The organism is Micromonospora sp. NPDC047762 (assembly GCF_043204655.1).
Taxonomy (GTDB): domain Bacteria; phylum Actinomycetota; class Actinomycetes; order Mycobacteriales; family Micromonosporaceae; genus Micromonospora.
On sequence record NZ_JBIDCQ010000011.1, the window covers coordinates 196,195 to 217,765 of the forward strand.

A 21,571-nucleotide genomic window follows, 5' to 3' on the forward strand; every position below is an offset into this window, starting at 1 on the left:
GTCAAGGCGGAAATTGGATCGGAAAATCGCGTCCCCACCATTCGGGCGCGCTTCAGCAACACCGGGGCAACCGGCGCGCGAATTCTCTGTCGGATTGATTCTTCAAGGAATTCGCGCGCCAGTCGCAGGTGGCCCGGAAACGCGCCCGGGAAAAGCCGGCGGACGCGGCTATTCGACCGCTGGCTGCAACCTCCCGTCGATTCGCCGGGAGATGGCGGTGTACTCGTCGCGCAACTCCTCGGGCAGGATCCAGGCCGGCGCGTCCTGCCACGCCAGCGGGCGCAGGAACCGGCGGATCGACGTGGCGCCCACCGACGTGTGCACGGCGTTCGTCGACGGCCACGGTCCACCGTGGTGCTGGGCCCACGACACCCGGACACCGGTGGGGTATCCGTCGAAGACGATGCGACCCGCGCGGGCGGCGAGCACGTCGACCAGTCGACGTACGACCTCGGTGTCGTCGCCCGGTCCGCGGTGCAGCGAACCGGTCAGCGACGGCGGGACGGCGGCCAGCGCGGCGTCGAGGTCGGCGTCGTCGTCGTAGCGGACCACGATCAGGAGCGGGCCGAAGCACTCGTCGGCGATCTCGGCGCTCAGCCCGGCGAGGCCGACCTCCAGGAGGGTCGGCGCCACTGTGAAGCCCGCCCCGGGTTCGATACTGGGCCGCGCCGACACCCGGGCGCCGGCCCGCTCGAACTCCGTGGACCGGTTCTCGTACGCGTCCCGGATGCGCTCGTTGAGCAGGACCGTGCCGCCCGACGCGTCGACCTTCGCCCGCAGCGCGTCGACCAGGCCGTCACCACCCGGATCCGACGGAACGAACGCCAGGCCGGGCTTGGTGCACAGCTGGCCGCCCGAGTTCGTGAAGGAGCCGAAGAGCCCTTCGGCGATCTGGTCTGCCCGAACGGCGGCCGCGTCGGGCAGGACGACGATCGGGTTCACGCTGCTCAGTTCGGCGTACAGCGGAATGGGGTCGGGTCGTTCGTCGATGGCCGCCTGGATGGCGCGGGCGGCGTTGACCGAGCCGGTCAGTGCGGCCGCGCGGATCGCCGGGTGACGCACCAGTGAGCGGCCGGCCTGCTCCCCGTACACGGTCGCGACGACACCCTCGGGCCCGCCGAGGTCGCGGACGGCCGACTCGATCGCGGCGGCGGAGGCGTGCGAGGTCAGGGGGTGGGACGGGTGGGCCTTCAGGATCGTCGGACACCCGGCGGCGAGCGCGGCGGCCGTGTCACCTCCGGCGACCGAGAAGGCGAACGGAAAGTTGCTGGCGCCGAAGACGGCGACCGGCCCGAGGGGTACGAGCATCCGCCGCAGGTCCGGACCCGGTCCGAGTGGTGTGTCGGCGGCGTGGTCGATGGCAGCCTCGACGTACGCTCCGTCGCGCAGCACCTCGCCGAACATCCGGAACTGGAGCGCCGCCCGGGTGAGTTCCCCGTTGAGTCGCGCGGGGCTCAGCCCGGTCTCCGCCTCCGCGGCAGCGACCAGAACCTCCCGGCGGGACTCCAGCGACGCGGCGATCGCGTCCAGCAGCTCCGCTCGGCCGAGCCTCCCACGGGCGGCCAGCCACTGCGCCGCCGCCGACGTCTGAGCGGCGATCACCTCCAGCCTAGACTCGTCGGTCTCGGTGAGATCCGTCGCGCGACTCTTACCGTCGCGCGGATCGACAGTGTTGACCACGTTCACAGCAGTCCTCTCCTCACCAGATTGCCCATGAGATCGCGGACGCCGAAGTGCCAGGGCTCGCACTCCTCCGCGTGCCGCACCCGGTTGACCAGGGTCCCGAGCGCTGGGCAGCTGATCCGTACCACGTCGTCGACCTTGTGGGTGAAACCCTCACCGGGGCGGTCCCGGTCCTGGATGGGCGCGAACATGGTGCCGAGCATCAGGGCCGCGCCGTCGGGATAGTGGTGGTGCGGCCCGATCAGCTGCCGGACCAGTTCCTCGGGATCACGCGACATCTGGGTCATCTCCGAGACCGCCTCCAGGTGGAAGCCGTCCACGCCTCGAACCTCCAGGCGCACCTCAAGTTCGCGTACCCGATCCATGCCGAACCGGTCGTCGAAGAGCCGGATCAGAGGGCCGAGGGCGCAGGAGGCGTTGTTGTCCTTGGCCAGGGGAAGCAGGAGCGCCGAGCGGCCCTCGATGTCGCGCAGGTTCACGTCGTTGCCGAGGGTGGCGCCCACGATCCGGCCACTGGACTGGACGATGAGCGTGACCTCGGGTTCCGGGTTGTTCCAGGTCGAGGCGGCGAGCACGCCGACCGGAACGGCGGTGCCGACGGCGGAGAGGATCTGCCCCTTGGTGAAGATCTCGGCGTCCGGCCCGATGCCGACCTCCAGGTACTGGCTCCACATGCCCTCGGCGATCAGCAGACTCTTGAGCCGATCCGCCTCCGGTGAGCCCGCCTCCAGGCTGTGCAGGTCGACACCGACGTCGGCGAGCATGCGGTGCCGGATGTCCGCCGCCAGCGCCAGGTCTCCCCGCGCCCGCTCCTCGATCACGCGCTCGATCATCGAGATCGGGAAGGTGACCCCGGCGGCCTTGAGCGCCTGGAGGTCGACCGGGGCGAGCAACCAGGGCCGGCTACGGTCGCGGGTCGCGGCCCCCGTGTTGGCCAGTATCTCGGCGAAGTCGCCAACCCTCGGCCCGTCGAGCCCAGCCACTGTCGCGGCGGGATCGGGCAGCTCACAGATGTCGCGGACGGTCGGGAACCGGTGGCTGATGTCGATGACCTCGCCGTCGCGGACGGTCACCGGTGAGGGTCCGTCGCTGGACGGGTCCCAGATCCGGCCGATGAGGACGCTGTCGGCATCGTCCGGCAACGCCTCGGCGGCGGTACCGACCCAGTCCGCAGCCGACCCTCGGGGCCGTGGCAGCGTCATGAGTCGCTCTCCAGGTTGAAGAAGGACCGCTCGTCGCCGGGACGGATGTCGAAGACGGCGTCCTGGAACATCCGCAGCGGGTGTGGTGTGAACGGATGCTGCTCGATCGCTGTGAGGTCCACCTCGATGCCCAGGCCGATCCCGGTCGGGATGAGGATGTCGCCGTCGTCGGTCAGCACCAGCCGCTCGTTGGTGATCTCGGGGCGCCAGGGCACGTCGGTCGCCATGATCTCCAGGTACCGGAAGTTGGGCAACGTGGCCCCGAGTTGCAGCGTCGCGGCGGTGCTGAGTGGACCACTCGGGTTGTGCGGCGCGAACCCCACGTAGCTGGTCGCGGCGAGCGTGGAGATGAAGGCCAGCTCGGCGATCCCCCCGGCGTGCGTCACGTCGGGCTGGACGAAGTCGACCGCCTGGCGGGCCAGCGCCGGCGCGAAGCCCTGCCGCCCGTACCACCGCTCCCCCGCCGCGATCGGCACCGGCGACGCGCGACGGATGTCGACGAGCGCGTCGAGGTTGTCCGGCGGGCAGGGCTCCTCGAACCACACCGGGTCGAACTGGGCGATCTCCTTCGCCACCTTGATGGCGTGGCGGACGTCGAAGCGCCCGTGCCCCTCGACGAACAGCTCCACCTCGCGGCCCACCGCGCCACGGACCGCGTCGATCTGGGCCAGCACCCGGTCCAACTGGGCGGTGGTGATGGTCAGGTCGTAGTTCTCGAACGGGTCCCACTTGAGGCCCCGGAAGCCCGATTCCACGGTCCGGCGCGCGGCGGCCGCGAAGTCCTCCGGCGTGACGGCACCTGAGAACCAGCCGTTCGCGTACGCGCGGACCCGGTCGCGGGTCGCGCCGCCGAGAAGCCGGGAGACCGGTACGCCGAGCTCACGCGCCGAGATGTCCCAGAGGGCCATCTCCAGCGAACTCAACGCCGTCATGATCACCGGGCCGCCGCGCCAGTACCAGTCCCGCGCGGTCTCGTAGAGGATCTTCGAGATGTTAGTCGGATCCAGGCCCACCACCGCCTCGGCCAGCTCGGCGATGGCACCCTGGACGGCACGTTCCTTGCCCTCCAGGGTGGCCTCGCCGAGCCCGACGATGCCCTCGTCGGTGTGGACCCGCACGATGACGAGGTTCGTACGGTAGAAGTCGACGACGAGTGTGTCGACAGAGACGATCTTCATCTTTCGGCTCAACCCTTCACCGCGCCGGCGGTCATGCCGGACACCACGTACTTCTGCACCAACAGGTAGAAGGCGACGGCCGGCAGCGTGAACAGGAAGGCGACGGCCATCACCGTCTGGATCGGTGTACCCAGCTCGCCGATGAAGTTGGCGATGCCGACGGAGGCGGGTTGCAGGTCCGGGTTGAAGATGAACGTCACAGCGAACACGTACTCGTTCCAGGCGTGGAAGAACGCGATGACAGCGGTGGCCGCGATCGACGGCGCGATGAGCGGCACGTTGATGCGGGTCAGGGTGGTGAAGGGCCGGGCGCCGTCGGCACGCGCTGCCTCCTCCAACTCCTTCGGGATGCCGTCGATGGCGCCCTTGAGGATCAACGCGACGATCGGCAGGACGAAGGCGGAGTTCACCAGGATGAGGCCGGTCAGCGAGTCGAGCAGTTCGAAGCGGCGGAACAGCGCGAACAGCGGGACGACCATGAGCGCCTCGGGAAGCATCTGCGTGAACAGCAGAACGACTGTCAGCACGGCCTTGCCCCAGAACGAGAAGCGGGACAGCGCGTAGCCGAGCGGGATGCCCAGGCCGACGGAGAGCACCATCGTGCCGACGGCGATGATCAGGCTGTTGAGCAGCCAACCGGCGGCCTTGCCCTCGGCGAGCGCATCCACGAAGACCCCGAACTGGCCGAGGTCCGGCGTGAGCCGGGGCTGATCGGCGAAGAGGTCGCTGTTGCTGGACAGCGCGGTGACGAACATCCAGTACAGCGGGAACACCGCGACACCGAGCACGACGAGCACGGCGACGATCCGTGCGGTGACACCGAAACGGAAGCGCCTCATCGGACGTCCCCCTTCTCCACGGCGCGGGCGACCAGGCGGCTGCCGATGACGACGATGAGCGAGATGACGACGCCGACCATGCCGATGGCCGCCGCCGAACCGAGTTCCTTCGAGTCGAAGGCCTGCGAATAGAGGTCGATGACGAGCGTCTCGGTGGCACCGACCGGCCCACCCTTGGTCATCAGCCAGATCAGCTCGAACCGCCGCAGCGACCAGATCGTCATCAGCAGGGCCAACAGACCCACCGTCGGCTTGATGACCTGCCAGGTGACAGCCCGGAAGGTGGCCCACCGTCCGGCACCGTCCACCGTCGCGGCCTCGTTGAGATCCTGCGGTACGGACTGCAGGGCGGAGAGCAGCACCACGGAGGTGAACGGGAAGAGCTGCCAGATGGTCGTGGCGAGCACCGCCGGGAGCGCGTAGCGCGGGCTGTCGAGGATGGCGCCACCCGGGACGCCGAGCCCGACCGCATCGAGGAATCGGTTCACGATGCCGTACTGCGCGTTGAGCATCCAGGTGGCGATGAGCGCCACCGCGATGCCCGGAGCGGCCCACGGGACGGTCACCAGCGCCCGTGCCACGCCACGGCCGCGGAACTTCCTGTTGAGCAGGAGCGCGACGGCGAGTCCGGCGCCGATCGCGACGACCACGCAGGTGATCACGTAGACGACTGTGATCAGCAGGGTGCGGTGGAACTCGGGGTCCCCGAAGATCCGGTTGAAGTTGTCGAGCCCTACCCACTCACTGCGGGTGGGGTTGAGCAGCCTCGTCCTGGTGAAGCTGAGGTACACCTCCTGAACGAGGGGTACGGCCTGGAAGACGAGGATGAACAGTGCGGCGGGTGCCAGGAACAGGTACGGCGTCCACTTGCTACCCAGCGGGCTGGGCCGACGCCGGGGCCGGCCTGAGGGTGTTGTCTTCGGTACTCCGGTCTGCTCGACCACAGTCATCGGATCGGTCCTTCTGGGGGAAGGACGCCGCCGACGCACGGATCGTCGCGTCGGCGGCGTCGCCGTGTCGAGCGGTCAGCGGACCAGTTCGGTCGCCTGCTGCTGGGCGCGGTCCAGTGCCGACTTGAGGTCGGCCTTGCCCTGCAGTGCCGCGACCACGTTCTGCACGACCACCTTGCGGATGTCCGGTGTCTTGGCCTCGAACCCCAGCACGATCTGCGGCAGGCTGGACTCGGTGAGCCCGTCGAAGACGGGGAGGAACGGCGTGGCCTTGAGCGCTTCCGCGCTGCGCTGCGTGGTGGTGGCGACGCTGCTCGCGCCGAGGATCTCCTGCAGCTTCACCTGGTTCTGCGGCTCCAGCGCCCACTTGATGAAGGTGGCGGCCTCGTCCTTGCCCTCGCTGGCCTCGTTGATCACGATTGGTGCGAGGATCGCGCCCTGCTTGCGGACCGGGAACGGGATGGGCGCGACGTTGAAGTTCAGCTTGGCGTTCTGGCCACGCGTGGCGGTCACGTAACCGCCGTTGTTGAGCTCCATCCCGACCTTGCCCTCGGCGAACATCCGCCGGAACGTGGCAGCGTCCGCGCCACGCGGGATCACGTTCGCGTCGTACAGGTCCTTGAACGCCTGCAGGCCCTTGAGGTTCTCCGGCGAGTTGATCGTCAGGTTCTTTCCGTCGGACCACGCGCCGCCGAAGCCGTAGACGTAGTTGAAGATGTCCTGCCAGACACCGGCCTCCTCGGCCTCCGTCTGGCGGAACGCGAGGCCGAAGACGTCGCCCTTGGTCAGCGACTTGGCGGTGGAGGTGAACTGCTCGTAGCTGGTCGGCGGCGTCGGGATCAGGTCCGCGTTGTAGAACATCGCGTAGTTCGACGCTTCGAAGATGACGCCGTGCCGGACACCGTCGTGGACCATGAACTGGTCGGGCTGCTTGAGCAGGTCGTACTTGCTGGCGTCGATCACCTTGTCCAGCGGTGCGACGAGACCGGCGTCCGAGGCCGCCTCGAACTCGGGCATGTCGAAGCGGACCAGGTCGGGGCCCTTGCCGCTGCCCATCTGCGTGAGCACGGTCTGACCGAAGGTCGGGTACGGCACCGCGGCGGCGGAGACCTGGACCTTGGTCTGGCTCTGGTTGAACTCGTCAAGCCACTTCGTCAACAGGGGCCCGCGGCCCGGGTCGCCGAAGGTCGAGGCGGCGAAGGTCAGTTTGGTGACGCCGTCGCCGGAGTCGCCGTCGGAGCCGCAACCGGTCAGGAGGGTGGCGGCAAGGCCGAGGGCACATGTCGCCCTGGCGATGCCGAAATAAGCGCGCTTATTACCCATCGTTACTCCACTGTTACGAGATGACGTCAAGCCGATGAAATTGCAACGATCGTAGCGTCATGTGCAACGGTGTCAAGTGGCGATTGCGCATGGCGTCATCTATATTGCATAATATGCAATGATAGCGACGGCGCTACCGTCGCGCGAGGGGAGACACAGCCTTGGCGCAATCGATTCGCCGCGCGATCGACCTCATCCGTCGATCCGCGGAGCACCCGCTGTCCCTTACGGAGGCTGCGGACGTGCTCGGCGTCCACAAGTCCACAGCGCTACGCATACTGCAAACACTGGAGTCCGCGCGCTTCGTCCGCCGGACGGGCGCGGGCACCTACGTGCTCGGCAGCGGCCTGATCGAGTTGTCCGAGCTCGCGCTCGGCTCGATGGACCTTCGCCAGCCCGCCGCCGCACACCTGCGTGCGCTGCAACGCGAGACCGGCCACACCGTACACCTGGCGCAACTGACCGGCGACGAGATCATCTATATCGACAAGGTCGACAGCCCGGCGTTCGACGCCGTCAAGCTGCCGTCGCGGGTGGGACGCGCGGTGTCGATCTACGCGAGCGCCGTGGGCAAGACCATCCTCGCCTACCTCCCCCGGCAGGAACGCGACAGGCTTCTCTCCCACGTCGTCTTCGAGAAGTTCACCGACACCACGTTCACCGACCACGACTCCCTGGAAGCCGAACTTGCCCGCATCCAGGACTGCGGCTGGGCCATGGACAACGGCGAGCACGACGCCTACGTGATGTGCGTGGCCGCGCCGATCAGGGATTCACGGGGGCAGGTCATCGCCGCTGCCTCGATCACGGCGATCGAGGTCATCGCGAGCCTCGACCAGCTCAAGAGCAACCTTCCGCTGCTCCTGGAGACCGCCAACAAGATTTCCTACGAGCTCGGCTACGCGCCGCCGCCCATCGTGACCAGCCCGGACGGCGAGAGCCTCTCGGCGACCTGACCGCGCACGTCCCGGGCGATCACCGCGTTCTCGGCGCCGACCCGCCGGTGATGCGGTGGTGCTCGTCGGTCTCCATGTCGATGAAGGCCTGGATCATGCCCCGGTAGATCCGTTCGATCAGATCCGGGTCGGCACCGGCCTCGCTGGCCAACGTGCGGACCCGGGCCACCACCTGCGCCACCCGGTCCGGCGCACGGACGGCCTGACCGTCGCTCTTGAGCGGGGCGGCCTGCCGGACCAGCTCCTCCCGACGGGCGAGCAGCCCGACCAGTTCCCGATCCAGCTCGTCAATCCGAGCGCGGATCGCCGTCAACGTCGTCGCGGTCTCTGCCACGCCGGAAATCGTCGCACGACAGCGACACGATCAGGGGACCCCTTCGCCGCCCGATGCGCCGAATGCCGGCTATCACCCTAATCTCGACACGTTCATGTTCGCCTCGGCACGGCAACCACGGAGGGTGACGATGGGCGGAATGCCACGGCGTCAGTTCGTCAGACTCTCCGGAACCGCCGGCGCCACCGGACTGCTGGGACTGGTCGGCGCGGACCGGGCGTTGGCCGACGGGGGCCCGACCCCCGCGCCGTCCCCCTCGACACCCGGCGGCCCCGGCGCCGCGGCCTGCCCCACACCCTCGGCCCTGTGCGGCTACCCCGCCGACACCGGTGGCAGGTACGACCTGTGGGACCGGGTCCAGGTCTGCGAGGGCACGAAGACCGGCCCGCCATTTCCCCAGTGTCTGCGGACCACTCCCACGTACGTCGTCCTCAATGGAGGGTCGGGCTCGAACCACGACTTCCTGCTCGTGCCCAGTTGCCGGATCAGCGGCATCGAGTGTCCGTTCATCACCACCGCCAGCGCGCCGAACTACTGGCTGGACGCCTGGGACAACGCCCAGCCGGGGCAGCCGGGGCACGTCGTCTATCCCCACCTCGGGCTGGGCGTCAACTCGGCCGACCCGACGATCCGTCAGCAGGACCAGCTCCACATCCACCTGGCCGGGATCCACTCGGGGATCCAGACGCAGCTGAACAACCACGACAGCGCGATCAGCAACGACCCGAACCGGTGGCGCAACCAGATCGTGCCGATCTGGGGCCTGACGAGCACCGGCCTGCCCGCCCCGCGCTCGTACCGGGTTCTGCACGTCGCGAACCTGAACGGGAACCTCTTCCGGCTCCTGCTGGACAGCGTCGTGCGGCCGACCGGAGCAGCCATGGCCGCGCAGATGCTGGCCGTGACGCCCCGCCTGGTCGGCGGCGGCGGTTTCTACGTCCTGAACAGCGAGCCGGGCCTGCCCGTCCCGGCCGGTCAACCCGGCGGTACGGGCACCGTCGACTTCCTGCTGGCGTACGCCTGAGCCGCCCGCTCAGCGCAGCAACGCCATCCGGTCGATGATGGACTCGCGCAACTCCGGCGGCCAGGGGAACAGCGGCGCTGCCACGCGGAGCTGGGCGAAACCGTGCAGCCCGACCCAGAGCGCTGTCGCGTCGCCGAAGGGGTCCGCGCTGGTCGACCGTCCCGCCGCGACACAGTCCGCGAGCCTACGCCGCAAGACCTCGAAGGCCCCCATGCCGAGCACGGCGAGCTCGTCCGCCATGGCGGGCACCCGCTCAAGGGCCTGCCCGGCATCCCAGACGGCGCCGAACATCACCCGGTACTGGTGGGGCCTGCGTTCGGCGAAGGTCAGGTAGGCCGCGCAGATCGCGCGTAGGCGCTCGACCGGATCCGCGTCCTCTGGTGTGCCCAGTTCCTGCTCCAGGATGTCGAACGCGCGTTGCGCGACCGCGAGCAGGATCGAGTCCAGGTCCGGAAAGTGCGGATAGATCGACGGCGCGGAGATGCCGGCCTGCCGGGCGATCCCCCGCAGCGTCACACCCTGCGGCGCTCCGTCCTCCAGGAGCGTCATCGCGGCGTCGACGATCTCGTCGCGCAGCTGGGCACCTTCGCCGCGCTTGTTGCGGGCCCGTGTTCTCGGTGTGGTCACCCCTTGACTTTACAGGCGTTAGGCGAGCGCGTAAGTTAACGGCTGTAAGTTGACGGACGTTTCCTCAAGAAGGAGCCTCTCATGACCACAGCGACCGCTACCCGAATCGACACCGCCGTCCCCACCCACCGCGCTGACCTTGCCGGCCGTGCGCTGGCGGCCCTCGCGTCCCTCGCCACCGGCGTCGCGTTCGTCAACGGCGTGCTACTGACCATCAACGCCAGCGACGAGCGCCTGTTCGTCGAGGGCTGGCGGGTCTCCAGCTTCGGCATCTTCGCCGCGCTCTTCGCCCTGCTGGCGGTCAGGCCGCGCCAAGCGGCCGGCGTCTGGGAGATCGTGCTCGCCGGCAAGGCCGCCCTCGTCGTGTTCGGCGCGCTGATCGGAGACGTTCCGGAGGCCCGCCTGTCGGCCGTCATCGACTTCGGGCTGGTCGCCGTCGTCGCGGCCGCGTACGTGCTGTGCCGCGGCTGGTTGGCGTGGCGTCCCGCGACCACCAACCCGACCCGATGACGGAGACGACAATGCCCTCCACCTCGCCTTTCCGCCGCGTCGACCGCACCGTCACCATCTCGATCTGGGCGGTCCCGGTCCTGGTCGTCGGACAGTTCGCCATGCTGGCCATCGTCCCGGTCGTCCTCGCGCTGACCGTCAGCCTGCGACACGCCCACCTTCGCCGACTACGTCGCTGGACCATCGCTCTCGCCACCACCTACGCCGCTCCGCTGATCCTCTGGGCCATCGGGCCCGACCGCGCCCCGAGCCTGTCCAAGGACATGCACCCGGTCTTCGCCACACTGATCGTCGTGGCCGCGCTGGCCGCGGCAGCTGCCCTCCACCTCGGCAGGCGGCGTCCGAGCGGGCCCGACGGCTCGGCGAACGAGCAGCCGTTCTCCCGGGCCGCGCCGTGACCGATCCGCTTCTCCCCCCGCGAGCGGAAGCGCCGGATCGCCCGTCGCCGTCACCCGACGCTGGCGGGCGATCCGCGAGGCGACCCGGTGTCAGTGCGCGACGTCGCTGCCACTGACGGCGCCGGCGCGAAGGCCCTGATCGATGAAACTGACCAGCCAGCTGAAGCTCTCGTCGACGGACGCGTCGATCTGGAACCCGCCGGCCACCTCAAGGGTGGCGAACCCGTGCAGGACGCTACGCAGCGTCCGCATGGCGTGGATCACCTGGCCGGGGTCGAGGTCGTACCCGCCCAGCATGGCCGCCCATGAGGCGAGCACCCGCTCGCTGGCCGGGATGAACGGGTCGTCCGGGCCGGTCGGGCGGGCGGCGTTGCTGGCCGCGTACCGGCCGGGGTGTTCCCGCACGAACGTCCGCATCGCCTGCGCTCCGGCGGCGAGGGCTTCACTGCCGGAGCGGCCCTGGATGGCGTCACGGAGGGCATCGCCGGCCTGGGTCATCCCCAGGATGGCGATCCGGTGTGCCAGGTCTGCCTGGCTGGCGACGTGCTTGTAGAGCGAGGGGGTCTTGATTCCCAGCCGTTCGGCGAGCAAACCCATGCTGAGGTTGTCGAAGCCGACCTCGTCGACCAGCGCGGCGGCGGCTTCGGTGACCGATGCCGGGGTGAGCCGCGCCTTAGGCACTGGTCAGCGTCCGGGCGAGGAAGGGCAGGGCCAGCGCGAGGACCTCGTCGGGCGTCTGGACGTGCGGGTAGTGGCCCGCGCCCTCGATGACAGCCAGCTCGCCGAGCCCTCGCGGCAGGTCGGCGAGGATGCGCTCACCCTCGGCGCGTGGGTCGGCCCAGTCCGGGTCGACGCTGCCCTGGATCACCAGGACCGGGCAGGTGACGTTCGGCAGTTGCCGACCGGCGTCGGCCGGGCTGCTCTTGGCCATGGACTGGAGGGCCTTCATCCGGCCGGGCTCACTCATCTTGGCCTCGATGCGCGCCAGCTCACCGTGCCAGTCGGCGGGCTTGGTGGGGATCGCCACGTCGAGGTACCTGCGCCAGTTCGCCACGCTGCCCCGGACGAGCACCTGCGCCAGTTGGAGGTATCCGGCGCGGAAACGCTTCACCCGCACCAGCCCACCCAGGTCGAAGGACTGCGCGCGGGTGAACGGCGCCAGCTCGATGACACCGGTGATCAGCTCGGGGGCGGTGGCGGCCGCGATGGTCGCGGCGCCGCCGCTGATCGACTGGCCGATGATCACGGCCGGGCCTCCGAGGTGGCGCACGACGGCGACGAGATCACCCGCGATGTCGGTGCGGCTGTAGCCGTCCCAGCCCAGACTGGAGTCGCCGCAGCCACGGATGTCGACGTTGGCGACCCGGTATCCGGCCGAGGCGAGGGCCGGGGCCAGGAACCGGTAGGAGTGCCGGCTGTCGCCCATGCCGTGCGCCAGGACGACAAGCGGGCCCTGCCCGGTCACCTCGTACGCGAGGGTGTTGCCGGCAATGTTCAGGTATTCGGTCATGACGTCCTCCACCAAGCTAACGTGATTAGCTAAAGGCTAACCGCATTAGCCATGAAGGGCAAGTGTCGGTCACCGCTACTCCCCTCCACCCATGCCGAGCTGGGGATACAGGGCATCGGGGGCGGCGACCGCCCCGAGCGGCCGAGCGACAGTGACTGTCGTACCGAATTCGCTGTAGCGCAGGGACGCGTTCGGCAACCCGTTGGCCTCCGGGATCAGGAAGGTGACCAGCCGACCCTCGGTGTCCAACGTCGCCCGGAAAGCGTGGCTGCGCGCGCCGTCCGGGAAGACACCACCGGGAGGAGGGCGGAAGCTGATCCCGTTACCGGCGGCGACCCGGTTCACGTCGATCGTCCCGGTGATCTGGGTGCCGTTCACCCGTGCGGTGACGATCGCGTCGATGAGGCGGTCGGAGCCGCCGAAGTCGTTTCTGCCCGGCGCGAAGCTCAGGGCGAAGTCCGGCGGCAACCGGGCCGGGTCGAGGACCATCCAACCGTCGCCGACACCGCGAAGGAGTGCACCGGCCTTCATGTAGACCTCGTCGTCGATCATCCGGATCTCGATGACCCCACCCGGTGCCGAGATGGTGGCGATCGAGCGCTTGCGGACGTTGTCGCTGTGCGACAGCGCCGCGATCTGACTGGCGATATCGACGTCGCTGCGAAAACTCGTCCGATCGACGAACGCCGTGCCCGTCCGCAGCAGACCGATCGCCTCGGCCGTCATTGTGGCATCGGCGCTGGCCGCCGAAGCCGGGGCGGATCGAGGCTTGGGTGCACTGTCCTTTGGTGCGCCAACCGAGCAACCCAGCAGGAGCAGGCCCGCAGAAATGCCGGCCAGTGTGGCTCGACGTGTCATGCCCGTCACGGTAGGCCGACCTGGCAAGGCCCGATGACCCGTATAGTTCCGCGATGGAAACGGACACGGTGCGACAGGCTTACACGTCCGTCGCGGAGCTCTACATCGAGCTGTTCGGCACGAGCCAGCAGGTGGACGCCGACGACCTCGCTCTCATCCGGCGACACCTGGGCAGCCGGCCCGGCCGGGTGCTCGATCTGGGGTGCGGGCCTGGCCACCTCACCGGATACCTTTGTGAGCTGGGCGTTGACGCAGTGGGGATCGACCTGGTCCCCAAGTTCATCGCCCATGCGCGGGCGGCCCACCCGGGCGTCGAGTTCCACCTCGGCTCGATGGAGCGCCTCGACATCGCAGAGAACTCCGTCGACGGCATCCTGGCCTGGTACTCGTTGATTCATCTTCCGCCGCCCGAGTTCGACGGCATGCTCAAGGAGTTCCGAAGGGTGCTGGTCCCGGCCGGGCGGTTGGTCCTGGGCGTCTTCGACGCCGAGGAGGTCGGCGCCTTCGACCACAAGGTCCTGACCGCCTACCGCTGGCCGGTCGACGAAGTCTCCGAACGACTCGGCCGGGCCGGTTTCCGCGAGGTGGAACGCCTCCGGCGGCCTGCCACCGACGAGCATCGGCTGCTTGCCGCCATCGCGGCGATCGCGGTGTGAGGACACCGAGGGCCGGCCTCCCGTCTGGGAGACCGGCCCTCGCCCAGCTGAGCACCCGAGTCCGGGCGGGCGTCAGCACTCAGGCGTTGAGCTTCCCGGCGATCGTGACGACCCGCTCGGCCATGTGGTCGAGCGCGGCGAACTGGGCGTCGCCCAGCGGGGCGTCGTTGCTGCCGCCGGTGACGTGCGAGACGCCGTACGGGTTGCCGTCGGCGAACTTCAGCGGGTCGGTGTAACCCGGGGCGACGACCAGACCCCCGAAGTGGTGGATGGTGTTGTAGAGCGCGAGAAGGGTCGACTCCTGACCGCCGTGCGCGGTCATGGAGGCGGTGAAGCCGGCGTACACCTTGTTGGCGAGCTGGCCCTGCGCCCACTGCGGACCGAGGGTGTCGAGGAACTGCTTGAGCTGGCTGGCGACGTTGCCATAGCGGGTGGGCGTGCCGAACAGCACCGCGTCCGCCCAGACGACGTCGTCGGCGGTCGCCTTCGCCTCGTCCTTGGTGGCGTCGAAGTGCTGGCTCCAGGCGGCGTTGGAGGCGATGGCCTCGGCCGGGGCGAGCTCCGGAACCTGACGCAGACGCACCTCGGCGCCAGCCTTCTCGCCAGCCTCGGCGAGGCGCTTGGCCATGGCGTGCAGAGTGCCGGTGGACGAGTAGTAGATGACGGAGAGCTTGGTCATCGGAGGCATCCTTCCCAGAAAGTAGTTGCCGCTGATAAATTTGCGGCCGCAACAATCTCGACATTAGCAGCCGCCTCGCGGTGTCCCAACCTCCTGACCATGCCCACCTGCGTGACGGAGCACACCAGGAGACGGGCGCGGGCTGCGGCCGTCCAGCCGATGAGGCGGAATGCACGCGCCCCTACGATGAGGTGATGGACCCCGCGGGGACGCCACCGGCGGCGCGGTACCAACTGCTCGGGCCGGTCGAGGCGCGGTCGGCCCGCGGGGAACCGCTGGCCCTCGGCACGCCGATGCAGGTGCGCCTCCTGGCCGTGTTGATGTCGCAGCCGGGCACCGGGTGGTCCATCGACCAACTCGTCGACGAGCTGTGGCAGGGGCGCCCACCGAAGACGGCAGCCGGCAACGTGAAGACCTATGTCTGGGCGCTGCGCCGGGCACTGCGCTCCCCGGGCTTCCCCGACCCCGCCATCCTCGCCGGGCCCACCGGCTACCGTCTCGCCCTGGACGGGCTGGCGGTGGACAGCGTGGCCTTCGACGACCTGGCCCAACGCGGGTATTCCGCGCTGCGGCAGGGTCACTGGTCAGCCGCCCAGGAGACGTTCGAGGCCGCGTTGGCGCTCTGGCGTGGGGAACCGTTCGCGGGCCTCCCCGGCTGGGGGGCGTTGCGTTCAGTCCGAGCGCGCCTCGAAGAACAGCGGTCCAGCCTGGTGGAGGAGGTCGTGGACCTCAAACTGCGCGCCGGACAGCATCACGAGGTGATCGAACCGCTGCGGAGCCAGGTCGACGACGACCCGCTGCGCGAGCGCCCATGGGGGCAACTGATGGTGGCCCTGGCGCGGACCGGCCGGCGTGCCGACGCACTGGCGACGTACCGGCAGCTTCGCCACCTCCTCGCCGAGGAGGTGGGAGTCGAGCCCGGTCCCGATCTCCAACAGCTGCACACCCGCATCCTGCGGGCGCAACGGGAGCCGTTGGCATCCGATCCGCGGCCACCGGAAGGAACCCCGCCGCGATTCGTCCCCCGGCAGCTGCCGGCCCCACCGACGTTGTTCACCGGCCGGGCCGGGGAGCTGGCCCGGCTCACCTCGCTGCTGCTCGATGACCCCCGCTCGGCCAGCACCGTCGTCATCACCGGTACGGGCGGCGTCGGGAAGAGCTGGCTGGCGCTGCGCTGGGCCCACGACAACCGGCATCACTTCCCCGACGGGCAGCTCCACGTCGACCTGGCCGGATTCGGCACCGCGACGCAGGAGGCGTCACCCTCGGCTGTCGTACGTTCGCTGTTGCCCGCCCTGGGTGTGAAGCTCCTGGAGATCCCTGCGGAGCCGGCGGCCCAGTTCGCCCTGTACCGCGGCCTGACCGCAGCCCGACGGCTGCTCGTGCTGCTCGACAACGCCCGCGACGCGGAACAGGTGCGGCCGCTGCTTCCAGGGTCGACCCGCTGCGGTGTGCTCGTGACGAGTCGCCACACCCTGCCCGGCCTGGTCACCACCGATGGCGCCCATCTCCTCGCGCTGGACCTGCCCAGCGACGACGAAGCGCGCCAACTGCTCGTCCGCCGACTGGGCGCGCAGCGGGTCATCGCCCAGCCGGCAGCGGTCGACGAGCTGATCGGACGTACCGCGCGGTTGCCCCTGGCTCTGTCCATCGTGGCCGCGCGAGCCGCCGCCCGGCCCACATTTCCGCTCCAGGCCATCGCCGACGACCTGGCGGCGAGCCGGGGCGGGCTCACCGCCCTGGCCACCGACGATGCCGCCACCGACGTGCGCACGGTGCTCTCCTGGTCGTACCGACTGCTCAGCGCGGACGCGGCCCGGCTGTTCCGGCAGATCAGCCTGCATCCCGCCCCGGACGTCAGCGCGGCGGCGGCGGCCAGCCTCGCCGGGGCGCCACCGCACCTGATCCGGCCGGCGCTCGACGAGTTGGCCCGGGCGAACCTGCTGGCCGAGCGATCCCCCAACCGCTTCCGCTGTCACGATCTGCTCCGCGCGTACGGGGAGGAACTGACGCGCGCTCTCGACCCTCCGGCCGACCTTGACGCCGTCCGCAGGCGCGTGCTCGACCACTATCTGCGTGTCGCTCGTGACGCGGCGAGGCTTGTCGACCCCGGCTGGCAGCCGCTCGATCCGCCGCCCCTGCCCACCGACGCGTCACCGTCGGCGTTCGCCGACCACCGGGCTGCGCTGGCCTGGTTCACCATGGAACAGCGGGTGCTGCTGGCCGCCGTCGACGACGCGATCGCGCACGGCTTCGACGCCCACGCCGGGCAGCTCGCCCAGGCCCTCACTCCCCTGCTCGGGCGGCTTTCGCAGTGGCCCGACCTGGCCACCGTGCAGACCATCGCGGTCGCGGTCGCGCGCCGCCGCGCCGACCCACAGGCCGAGGCGCTGGCCCACCGGGACCTCGCGCTGGCCCATATCCAGAACCGCCGGTTCGGTGCGGCCCACCACCACCTCCGGCGCGCGATGGCACGGTACGACCAGGCCGGCGACCGCCCGGGGCAGGTCAGCGCCCATCTGCACCTCGCCTGGCTGTCCGACATCGAGGGAGATGCCGGGTCGGCGCTGCCGCACGCCAGGCAGGCGCTGGCACTGGCCAGCCACATCGGCGACCGGCTCGGCGAGGCTGCGGCGCTCAACGCGCTCGGCTGGAGCCATGCGCGGCTGGACGAGCACGCCCGCGCCATCGCCTACTGCGAGCGGGCGCTCGCGCTCTACGAGGAGGCCGAGGATCGGCTCGGCGCGGCCCACACCTGGGACAGTCTCGGATTCGCCTATCACGGCCTCGAAAAACACCCGAGCGCGGCGGACTGCTACCGGCGCGCGCTCACGCTCTACTCCGAGGTCCAGGACCCGTGCGGGAGGGCGGACACGCTCGTCCGCCTCGGCGACACCCATCAGGCGTTGGGCGACCACGACACCTCGGTCGGCCTGTGGCGGCAGGCGTTGGCGATCCTCGACCGGGTCGGTCATCCACAGGCCGCGGTGCTGTCCGAACGGCTGGCCGCGTACCAGTGAACGTCCTGCGCCGGCCGTCCCCGGACCGGCATGGATCCGACGTGGACCGGGCGTCGGCAGGCTGGACGAATGTTGACCACGAAGAGAACCACCATCCGGCATCCGCGCGGGGTCGACCGTCGACGACGGCGGCTCCTCGGCAGCCTCTCGGCCGTCGTCGCGGCCCTCGTCACCCTGTCGCTCAACGCCCCACCGTCGCTTGCGGGCACCACGCCGACGACCGGCGGTGCCAGGCCGGTCACCGTGGACGTCACCGGCGGTGGGAACGGTCGCATCGACTGGCAGGCGTGCCCGGAACAGCCCGACGATCCGGGCACGCGGTGTGGCACTCTGCGCCTGCCGGTCGACTGGGCCCGACCGGGAGGGGAGACCTTCCCTCTGGCGCTGGCCCGGCGGCCCGCCACCGACCCGGCCGCCCGCATCGGTGTCCTGGTCTTCAACCCCGGCGGTCCCGGCCTGTCCGGGGTGGACGTGGCGTTGACGGCTGCCAGCCAGCTCGGGCCGGACGTGCTGCGCCGCTTCGACATCGTCGGCTTCGACCCCCGGGGCACGGTCCGTAGCGCATCGGTGCGCTGCTCATCGGCGCTGCTGGGTCAGCACCCCTCCCTGACACCCGTGAACGCGGCGGAGTTCGAGCGGCTCCGCACCTACAACCGGCAGTTGCGAGACGACTGCCGTGCCAACAGTGGCCCACTGTTCGACCACCTGGACAGTGTGAGCGTCGCGCGCGACACCGACGCCGTCCGGGCCGCACTCGGTGAGCGGCAGCTGAGCCTCTACCAGTGGTCCTACGGCACCCTGATCGGGCAGTCCTACGCCGAGCTGTTCCCCGACCGTGTCCGCGCCCTGGTCATGGACAGCGTGATGGACCACAGCCAGGGGGTCCGGGAATACTTCCGCGGCGGCGCGGCCAGTAACGAGGCGCTGTTCCACGAGTTCGTGACCTGGTGCGAGCGTAACCCTGGCTGCGCGCTGCACGGACGTGACGTGCCGGCGCTCTACGACCGGCTGATGCGCCGTGCCGATGCCGGCACGCTCGTCGACGCGGCCACCGGCACCCCGCTGAGCTGGTTCGAGCTTGGGTTCGCGACGTTCGTCAACTTCTTCGACGCGACCTGGGCCGATCTCGCGACCATGCTGCTCGCCCTGGAGCGGGGCGAGCCGGCCTCACTCGCGTCCCCGATGGTGCCGGTCGACGGCGACGAGGACCTGACCGAGTACGCGCTACCGGCGTTCTGCCAGGACTGGTCGCTGCCGATCGACGGGTTCGCCGACTGGAACCGGTATCTTGACCTGTCCCGCGCCGCGGCACCGCACCTGCGAGCCTCCCCGTTGGCCGTCCGCTTCGCCGCTGTGTGCCTGGGCTGGACGGCGACCAACCCACAACATCGACTGCAGGTCCGGACGAGCGCGCCGCTGCTGGTGCTCAACGGGCGGTACGACCCGGCCACCCCGTACGAGGGGGCCCAGCGGGTGGTGCGCCAGCTCGGCAGCCGGGGCCACCTCCTCACCTACGACGGATCGGGCCACGCCAGCTACCCGAGGACCGAGTGCACCCGTCGTCAGGTGGAGCGGTACCTCATCACCAGAACCACGCCGCCGGTCGGCGCGAGCTGCCCGGCCGCCCCGGTCTGACGCGCCGACGATGTCACGGCGACGCTCCAGCTCACGGTAGGTGGTGCTGGGGCGTCGCCGCTCGCTCGGCTGGGCGGCGACGGTAATAAGGCTCGGAAAACCCGCGGGTCGGGGGTGGTGGACCTATCGCGGCGGGCGCGGGCCCCGAACCTGGGCACCCTTGACATCGAAAGGGGTACCCATGCCACACTCCCGATGCTAATTCGATTTAGCGACCACCGAAGCCCCTCAACTCCCCACACCGGACCAGACCGCGACGAGCGACCACCACAAAGGAGTCTTCGCGCATGAGGGAAACGACCGGAAGACGCAGGCTCCGGCTTGCGATCTCGATTCTCGCGTTCACAGCGCTCGCTGCGGGGGCCGTCGTCCCCGCGCCGGCTGCCGCCGCCGGCAGGCCCGCCCCCGTGCCGGGTGCGACCGTCAAGGCGGACCGCAACTCACCGACCGGGTACACCGTCACGTTCGTCTACCGCAATCCGCAGGCCACCCAGGTCCGCCTCGCCGGGGACCTGACCCTGCTCGACGTCGGCACCGGCACCACCCGCTACCAGCCGGAAGAATGGCAGCCGGGGCGCTATCACGCGGGCGGCACCGAGTTCCTCCGGGACATGACCAGGGACCCGAAGGGGAACTGGTCGGTCTCGGTCCCGCTGCACGCCGGGGGCCTCAGCTACTGGTACCGCGTCTGGGATCCGACGCAGGGCTGGGAGAACAAGCGCATCTGGGACCCCGCCTCGACGAACCCTCGGCCGCCGGGCGAAGCCTCGTTCCGGGTCAGGAACAACGACGTCCTCGATGCCGTCCACGTGCCGTACGCCAAGAAGCAGAACGACCCGGTGCTGAAGGCGCGTGCGGACTACGAGTTGCCGGTGGCCGACCGCGCGAAGCGGGGAACCGTCAGGTACGTCCCGTACACCACGATCCTTGGCGACAGCGGCCACTACCTCGGCGTCTACCTGCCGGCCAACTACGACGCCAACCGCGCGGAGCCGTACAAGGTCGCGTACCTCGCCCACGGCATCTTCGGCGACGAGACCGACTTCATGGTCCCCGCGAACGTCCCGAACATCCTGGACAACATGACGGCCAGGGGCGAGATCGAGCCGACCGTGGTCGTCACCATGGGCAACCACTTCACGGGCACCAGTCTCGGCTTCGCGTCCTACAACCAGACCAACGCGGCCAACAACCTGGTCCAGACGATCCTGCCCCTCGTCGAGAGCAGCTACAACGTCTCGACCGAGCGCTCCGGGCGGGCTTACGCGGGGTTCTCGTACGGCGGGATGACGGGCGGCGTCGTGATCAGGAACTACCCGACCACGTTCGCGTTCTACGGACACTTCTCGGGCAACCCGTCGCTCACCGCCCAGGACTACGACACCATCGCGAACGCGGTCGGGGACGACGACCTCACCGTCTTCCTCGGCAACGGCGTCTTCGAGGGCAACCTCAACGCCCAGAACGCCATCGCGGACAACTTCCGGGCGCGGGGATACACCGCCGCGACGACCCAGGTCCCCGGCGCGCACGACGGGATGACGGCGGGCCAACTGTTCACGATCTTCGCCCGGGATCACCTGTGGTCGGGGGTCGACTCCGTGTCGGTGACGCCCGCGACGGTGAACCTGACGAAGGGCTGGAACTGGGCCAGGCAGTTCACCGCCCAGGTGACGACCAACGAGGGTGTGAGCCCGGCGGTGACGTGGTCGGTGCAGGGAGCGACCTCCACCGACACCAGCATCTCCGCGGAGGGTCTGCTCTCGGTCGCCGCAGCGGAGACCGCGTCGTCGCTGACCGTCGTGGCGACGTCGGTGGTCGACCCGACCAGGTCACGCTCGGCCCAGGTCACCCTGACGCCTCCAGGCCCGGGACGGGTTGCGGTCAAGGCGAAGGCCACGCCGGCCTCGGTCGTCCGCGGCGGCACGTTCACGCTGACCGTCGACGTCCGGGCCCGGTCGCCGCACCCGAAGGCTCCGAAGGTGACCGGCGAGGTAGCCGTCACCTTCGGCGGCACCACCCGGGTGGTTGCCCTCCGTGGTGGCACAGCCGTCGTCGAGCTGCCGACCGCCGGGCTGCCCGCAGGGGTGTACCCGGTGCACGTCGCCTACTCCGGTGACGCGGCCCACGCCCCCACCGCTGCCGTCCACCAGCAGCTGCGGGTCCGCTAGGCAAGCAGGCAGGGGTGG

Annotated in this window: 20 protein-coding genes; 8 read left to right on the forward strand and 12 right to left on the reverse strand. The window is 69.8% G+C overall.

Annotated features, from left to right (window positions below; genetic code table 11):
* Nucleotides 1-168: 168 nt before the first annotated feature.
* From ACGF3C_RS29185 to ACGF3C_RS29210, 6 genes are all read right to left on the reverse strand, one after another.
* Nucleotides 169-1,686, reverse strand: a complete 1,518-nt coding sequence (locus tag ACGF3C_RS29185; protein WP_357235019.1) for an aldehyde dehydrogenase family protein — start codon at nt 1,684-1,686, stop codon at nt 169-171.
* Complete coding sequence (locus ACGF3C_RS29190; protein ID WP_393226885.1) at nt 1,683-2,885, reverse strand: fumarylacetoacetate hydrolase family protein; 1,203 nt, start codon at nt 2,883-2,885, stop codon at nt 1,683-1,685. Before ACGF3C_RS29190 ends, ACGF3C_RS29185 begins: the two co-directional genes overlap by 4 nt.
* A complete protein-coding gene (locus tag ACGF3C_RS29195) occupies nt 2,882-4,063 on the reverse strand; it encodes a mandelate racemase/muconate lactonizing enzyme family protein (RefSeq protein ID WP_393226887.1) in 1,182 nt (393 codons plus the stop codon). The genes ACGF3C_RS29190 and ACGF3C_RS29195 overlap by 4 nt, the downstream gene beginning before the upstream one ends.
* A gap of 8 nt (nt 4,064-4,071) precedes the next feature.
* A complete protein-coding gene (locus ACGF3C_RS29200; RefSeq protein WP_196926036.1) occupies nt 4,072-4,902 on the reverse strand; it encodes a carbohydrate ABC transporter permease in 831 nt (276 codons plus the stop codon).
* The gene (locus tag ACGF3C_RS29205) at nt 4,899-5,852 is read right to left on the reverse strand and encodes a sugar ABC transporter permease (RefSeq protein WP_357227439.1); all 954 of its coding nucleotides are present in this window, start codon (nt 5,850-5,852) and stop codon (nt 4,899-4,901) included. Before ACGF3C_RS29205 ends, ACGF3C_RS29200 begins: the two co-directional genes overlap by 4 nt.
* A 75-nt stretch (nt 5,853-5,927) precedes the next feature.
* The gene (locus ACGF3C_RS29210; protein WP_357227436.1) at nt 5,928-7,175 is read right to left on the reverse strand and encodes a sugar ABC transporter substrate-binding protein; all 1,248 of its coding nucleotides are present in this window, start codon (nt 7,173-7,175) and stop codon (nt 5,928-5,930) included.
* Between the two features lie 161 nt (nt 7,176-7,336).
* On the opposite strand from ACGF3C_RS29210, the gene ACGF3C_RS29215 reads away from it, so the two are divergent.
* Nucleotides 7,337-8,131: an IclR family transcriptional regulator gene (locus ACGF3C_RS29215; RefSeq protein WP_357227433.1), complete on the forward strand. Its 795-nt coding sequence runs from the start codon at nt 7,337-7,339 to the stop codon at nt 8,129-8,131.
* A 19-nt stretch (nt 8,132-8,150) separates the two neighbouring features.
* Here ACGF3C_RS29215 and ACGF3C_RS29220 read toward each other — a convergent pair whose 3' ends face one another.
* The gene (locus ACGF3C_RS29220) at nt 8,151-8,465 is read right to left on the reverse strand and encodes a chorismate mutase (RefSeq protein ID WP_357227430.1); all 315 of its coding nucleotides are present in this window, start codon (nt 8,463-8,465) and stop codon (nt 8,151-8,153) included.
* A gap of 139 nt (nt 8,466-8,604) precedes the next feature.
* On the opposite strand from ACGF3C_RS29220, the gene ACGF3C_RS29225 reads away from it, so the two are divergent.
* The gene (locus ACGF3C_RS29225; RefSeq protein WP_357227427.1) at nt 8,605-9,489 is read left to right on the forward strand and encodes a CDP-diacylglycerol diphosphatase; all 885 of its coding nucleotides are present in this window, start codon (nt 8,605-8,607) and stop codon (nt 9,487-9,489) included.
* Between the two features lie 9 nt (nt 9,490-9,498).
* On the opposite strand, the gene ACGF3C_RS29230 is transcribed toward ACGF3C_RS29225, so the two are convergent.
* Nucleotides 9,499-10,116: a TetR/AcrR family transcriptional regulator gene (locus ACGF3C_RS29230; protein WP_357227424.1), complete on the reverse strand. Its 618-nt coding sequence runs from the start codon at nt 10,114-10,116 to the stop codon at nt 9,499-9,501.
* A gap of 81 nt (nt 10,117-10,197) precedes the next feature.
* On the opposite strand from ACGF3C_RS29230, the gene ACGF3C_RS29235 reads away from it, so the two are divergent.
* The gene (locus tag ACGF3C_RS29235; protein WP_357227421.1) at nt 10,198-10,626 is read left to right on the forward strand and encodes a hypothetical protein; all 429 of its coding nucleotides are present in this window, start codon (nt 10,198-10,200) and stop codon (nt 10,624-10,626) included.
* 11 nt (nt 10,627-10,637) lie between these two features.
* Nucleotides 10,638-11,024 carry a hypothetical protein gene (locus ACGF3C_RS29240; RefSeq protein WP_393226891.1) on the forward strand — a complete coding sequence of 129 codons (387 nt, stop codon included), beginning with the start codon at nt 10,638-10,640 and terminating at the stop codon, nt 11,022-11,024.
* 90 nt (nt 11,025-11,114) lie between these two features.
* Here the strand turns inward: ACGF3C_RS29240 and ACGF3C_RS29245 are convergent, their stop codons facing one another.
* The 3 genes from ACGF3C_RS29245 to ACGF3C_RS29255 all read right to left on the reverse strand — a co-directional run bounded on the left by ACGF3C_RS29245 (nt 11,115) and on the right by ACGF3C_RS29255 (nt 13,260).
* Entirely contained in the window at nt 11,115-11,705 is a 591-nt protein-coding gene (locus tag ACGF3C_RS29245; protein WP_357227415.1) for a WHG domain-containing protein, read from the reverse strand.
* The gene (locus tag ACGF3C_RS29250) at nt 11,698-12,534 is read right to left on the reverse strand and encodes an alpha/beta hydrolase (protein WP_357227413.1); all 837 of its coding nucleotides are present in this window, start codon (nt 12,532-12,534) and stop codon (nt 11,698-11,700) included. Before ACGF3C_RS29250 ends, ACGF3C_RS29245 begins: the two co-directional genes overlap by 8 nt.
* A 75-nt stretch (nt 12,535-12,609) precedes the next feature.
* Complete coding sequence (locus ACGF3C_RS29255; RefSeq protein ID WP_357227410.1) at nt 12,610-13,260, reverse strand: hypothetical protein; 651 nt, start codon at nt 13,258-13,260, stop codon at nt 12,610-12,612.
* A gap of 185 nt (nt 13,261-13,445) precedes the next feature.
* Between ACGF3C_RS29255 and ACGF3C_RS29260 the strand changes: the two genes are divergently transcribed.
* The gene (locus ACGF3C_RS29260; RefSeq protein ID WP_357227407.1) at nt 13,446-14,048 is read left to right on the forward strand and encodes a class I SAM-dependent methyltransferase; all 603 of its coding nucleotides are present in this window, start codon (nt 13,446-13,448) and stop codon (nt 14,046-14,048) included.
* 79 nt (nt 14,049-14,127) lie between these two features.
* On the opposite strand, the gene wrbA is transcribed toward ACGF3C_RS29260, so the two are convergent.
* Complete coding sequence (wrbA, locus tag ACGF3C_RS29265; RefSeq protein WP_387350143.1) at nt 14,128-14,736, reverse strand: NAD(P)H:quinone oxidoreductase; 609 nt, start codon at nt 14,734-14,736, stop codon at nt 14,128-14,130.
* A 185-nt stretch (nt 14,737-14,921) separates the two neighbouring features.
* Here wrbA and ACGF3C_RS29270 point away from each other — a divergent pair, with 185 nt between their 5' ends.
* From ACGF3C_RS29270 to ACGF3C_RS29280, 3 genes are all read left to right on the forward strand, one after another.
* Nucleotides 14,922-17,747 carry a BTAD domain-containing putative transcriptional regulator gene (locus tag ACGF3C_RS29270; protein WP_393226894.1) on the forward strand — a complete coding sequence of 942 codons (2,826 nt, stop codon included), beginning with the start codon at nt 14,922-14,924 and terminating at the stop codon, nt 17,745-17,747.
* A 72-nt stretch (nt 17,748-17,819) separates the two neighbouring features.
* On the forward strand, nt 17,820-19,382 hold the full coding sequence (locus ACGF3C_RS29275) for an alpha/beta hydrolase (protein WP_393226896.1): 1,563 nt from the start codon (nt 17,820-17,822) through the stop codon (nt 19,380-19,382).
* Nucleotides 19,383-19,789: 407 nt separating this feature from the next.
* Nucleotides 19,790-21,553 (forward strand): alpha/beta hydrolase-fold protein, encoded by a 1,764-nt coding sequence (locus ACGF3C_RS29280; RefSeq protein WP_393226898.1) that lies wholly within the window; start codon nt 19,790-19,792, stop codon nt 21,551-21,553.
* The last annotated feature ends 18 nt before the right edge of the window (nt 21,554-21,571 follow it).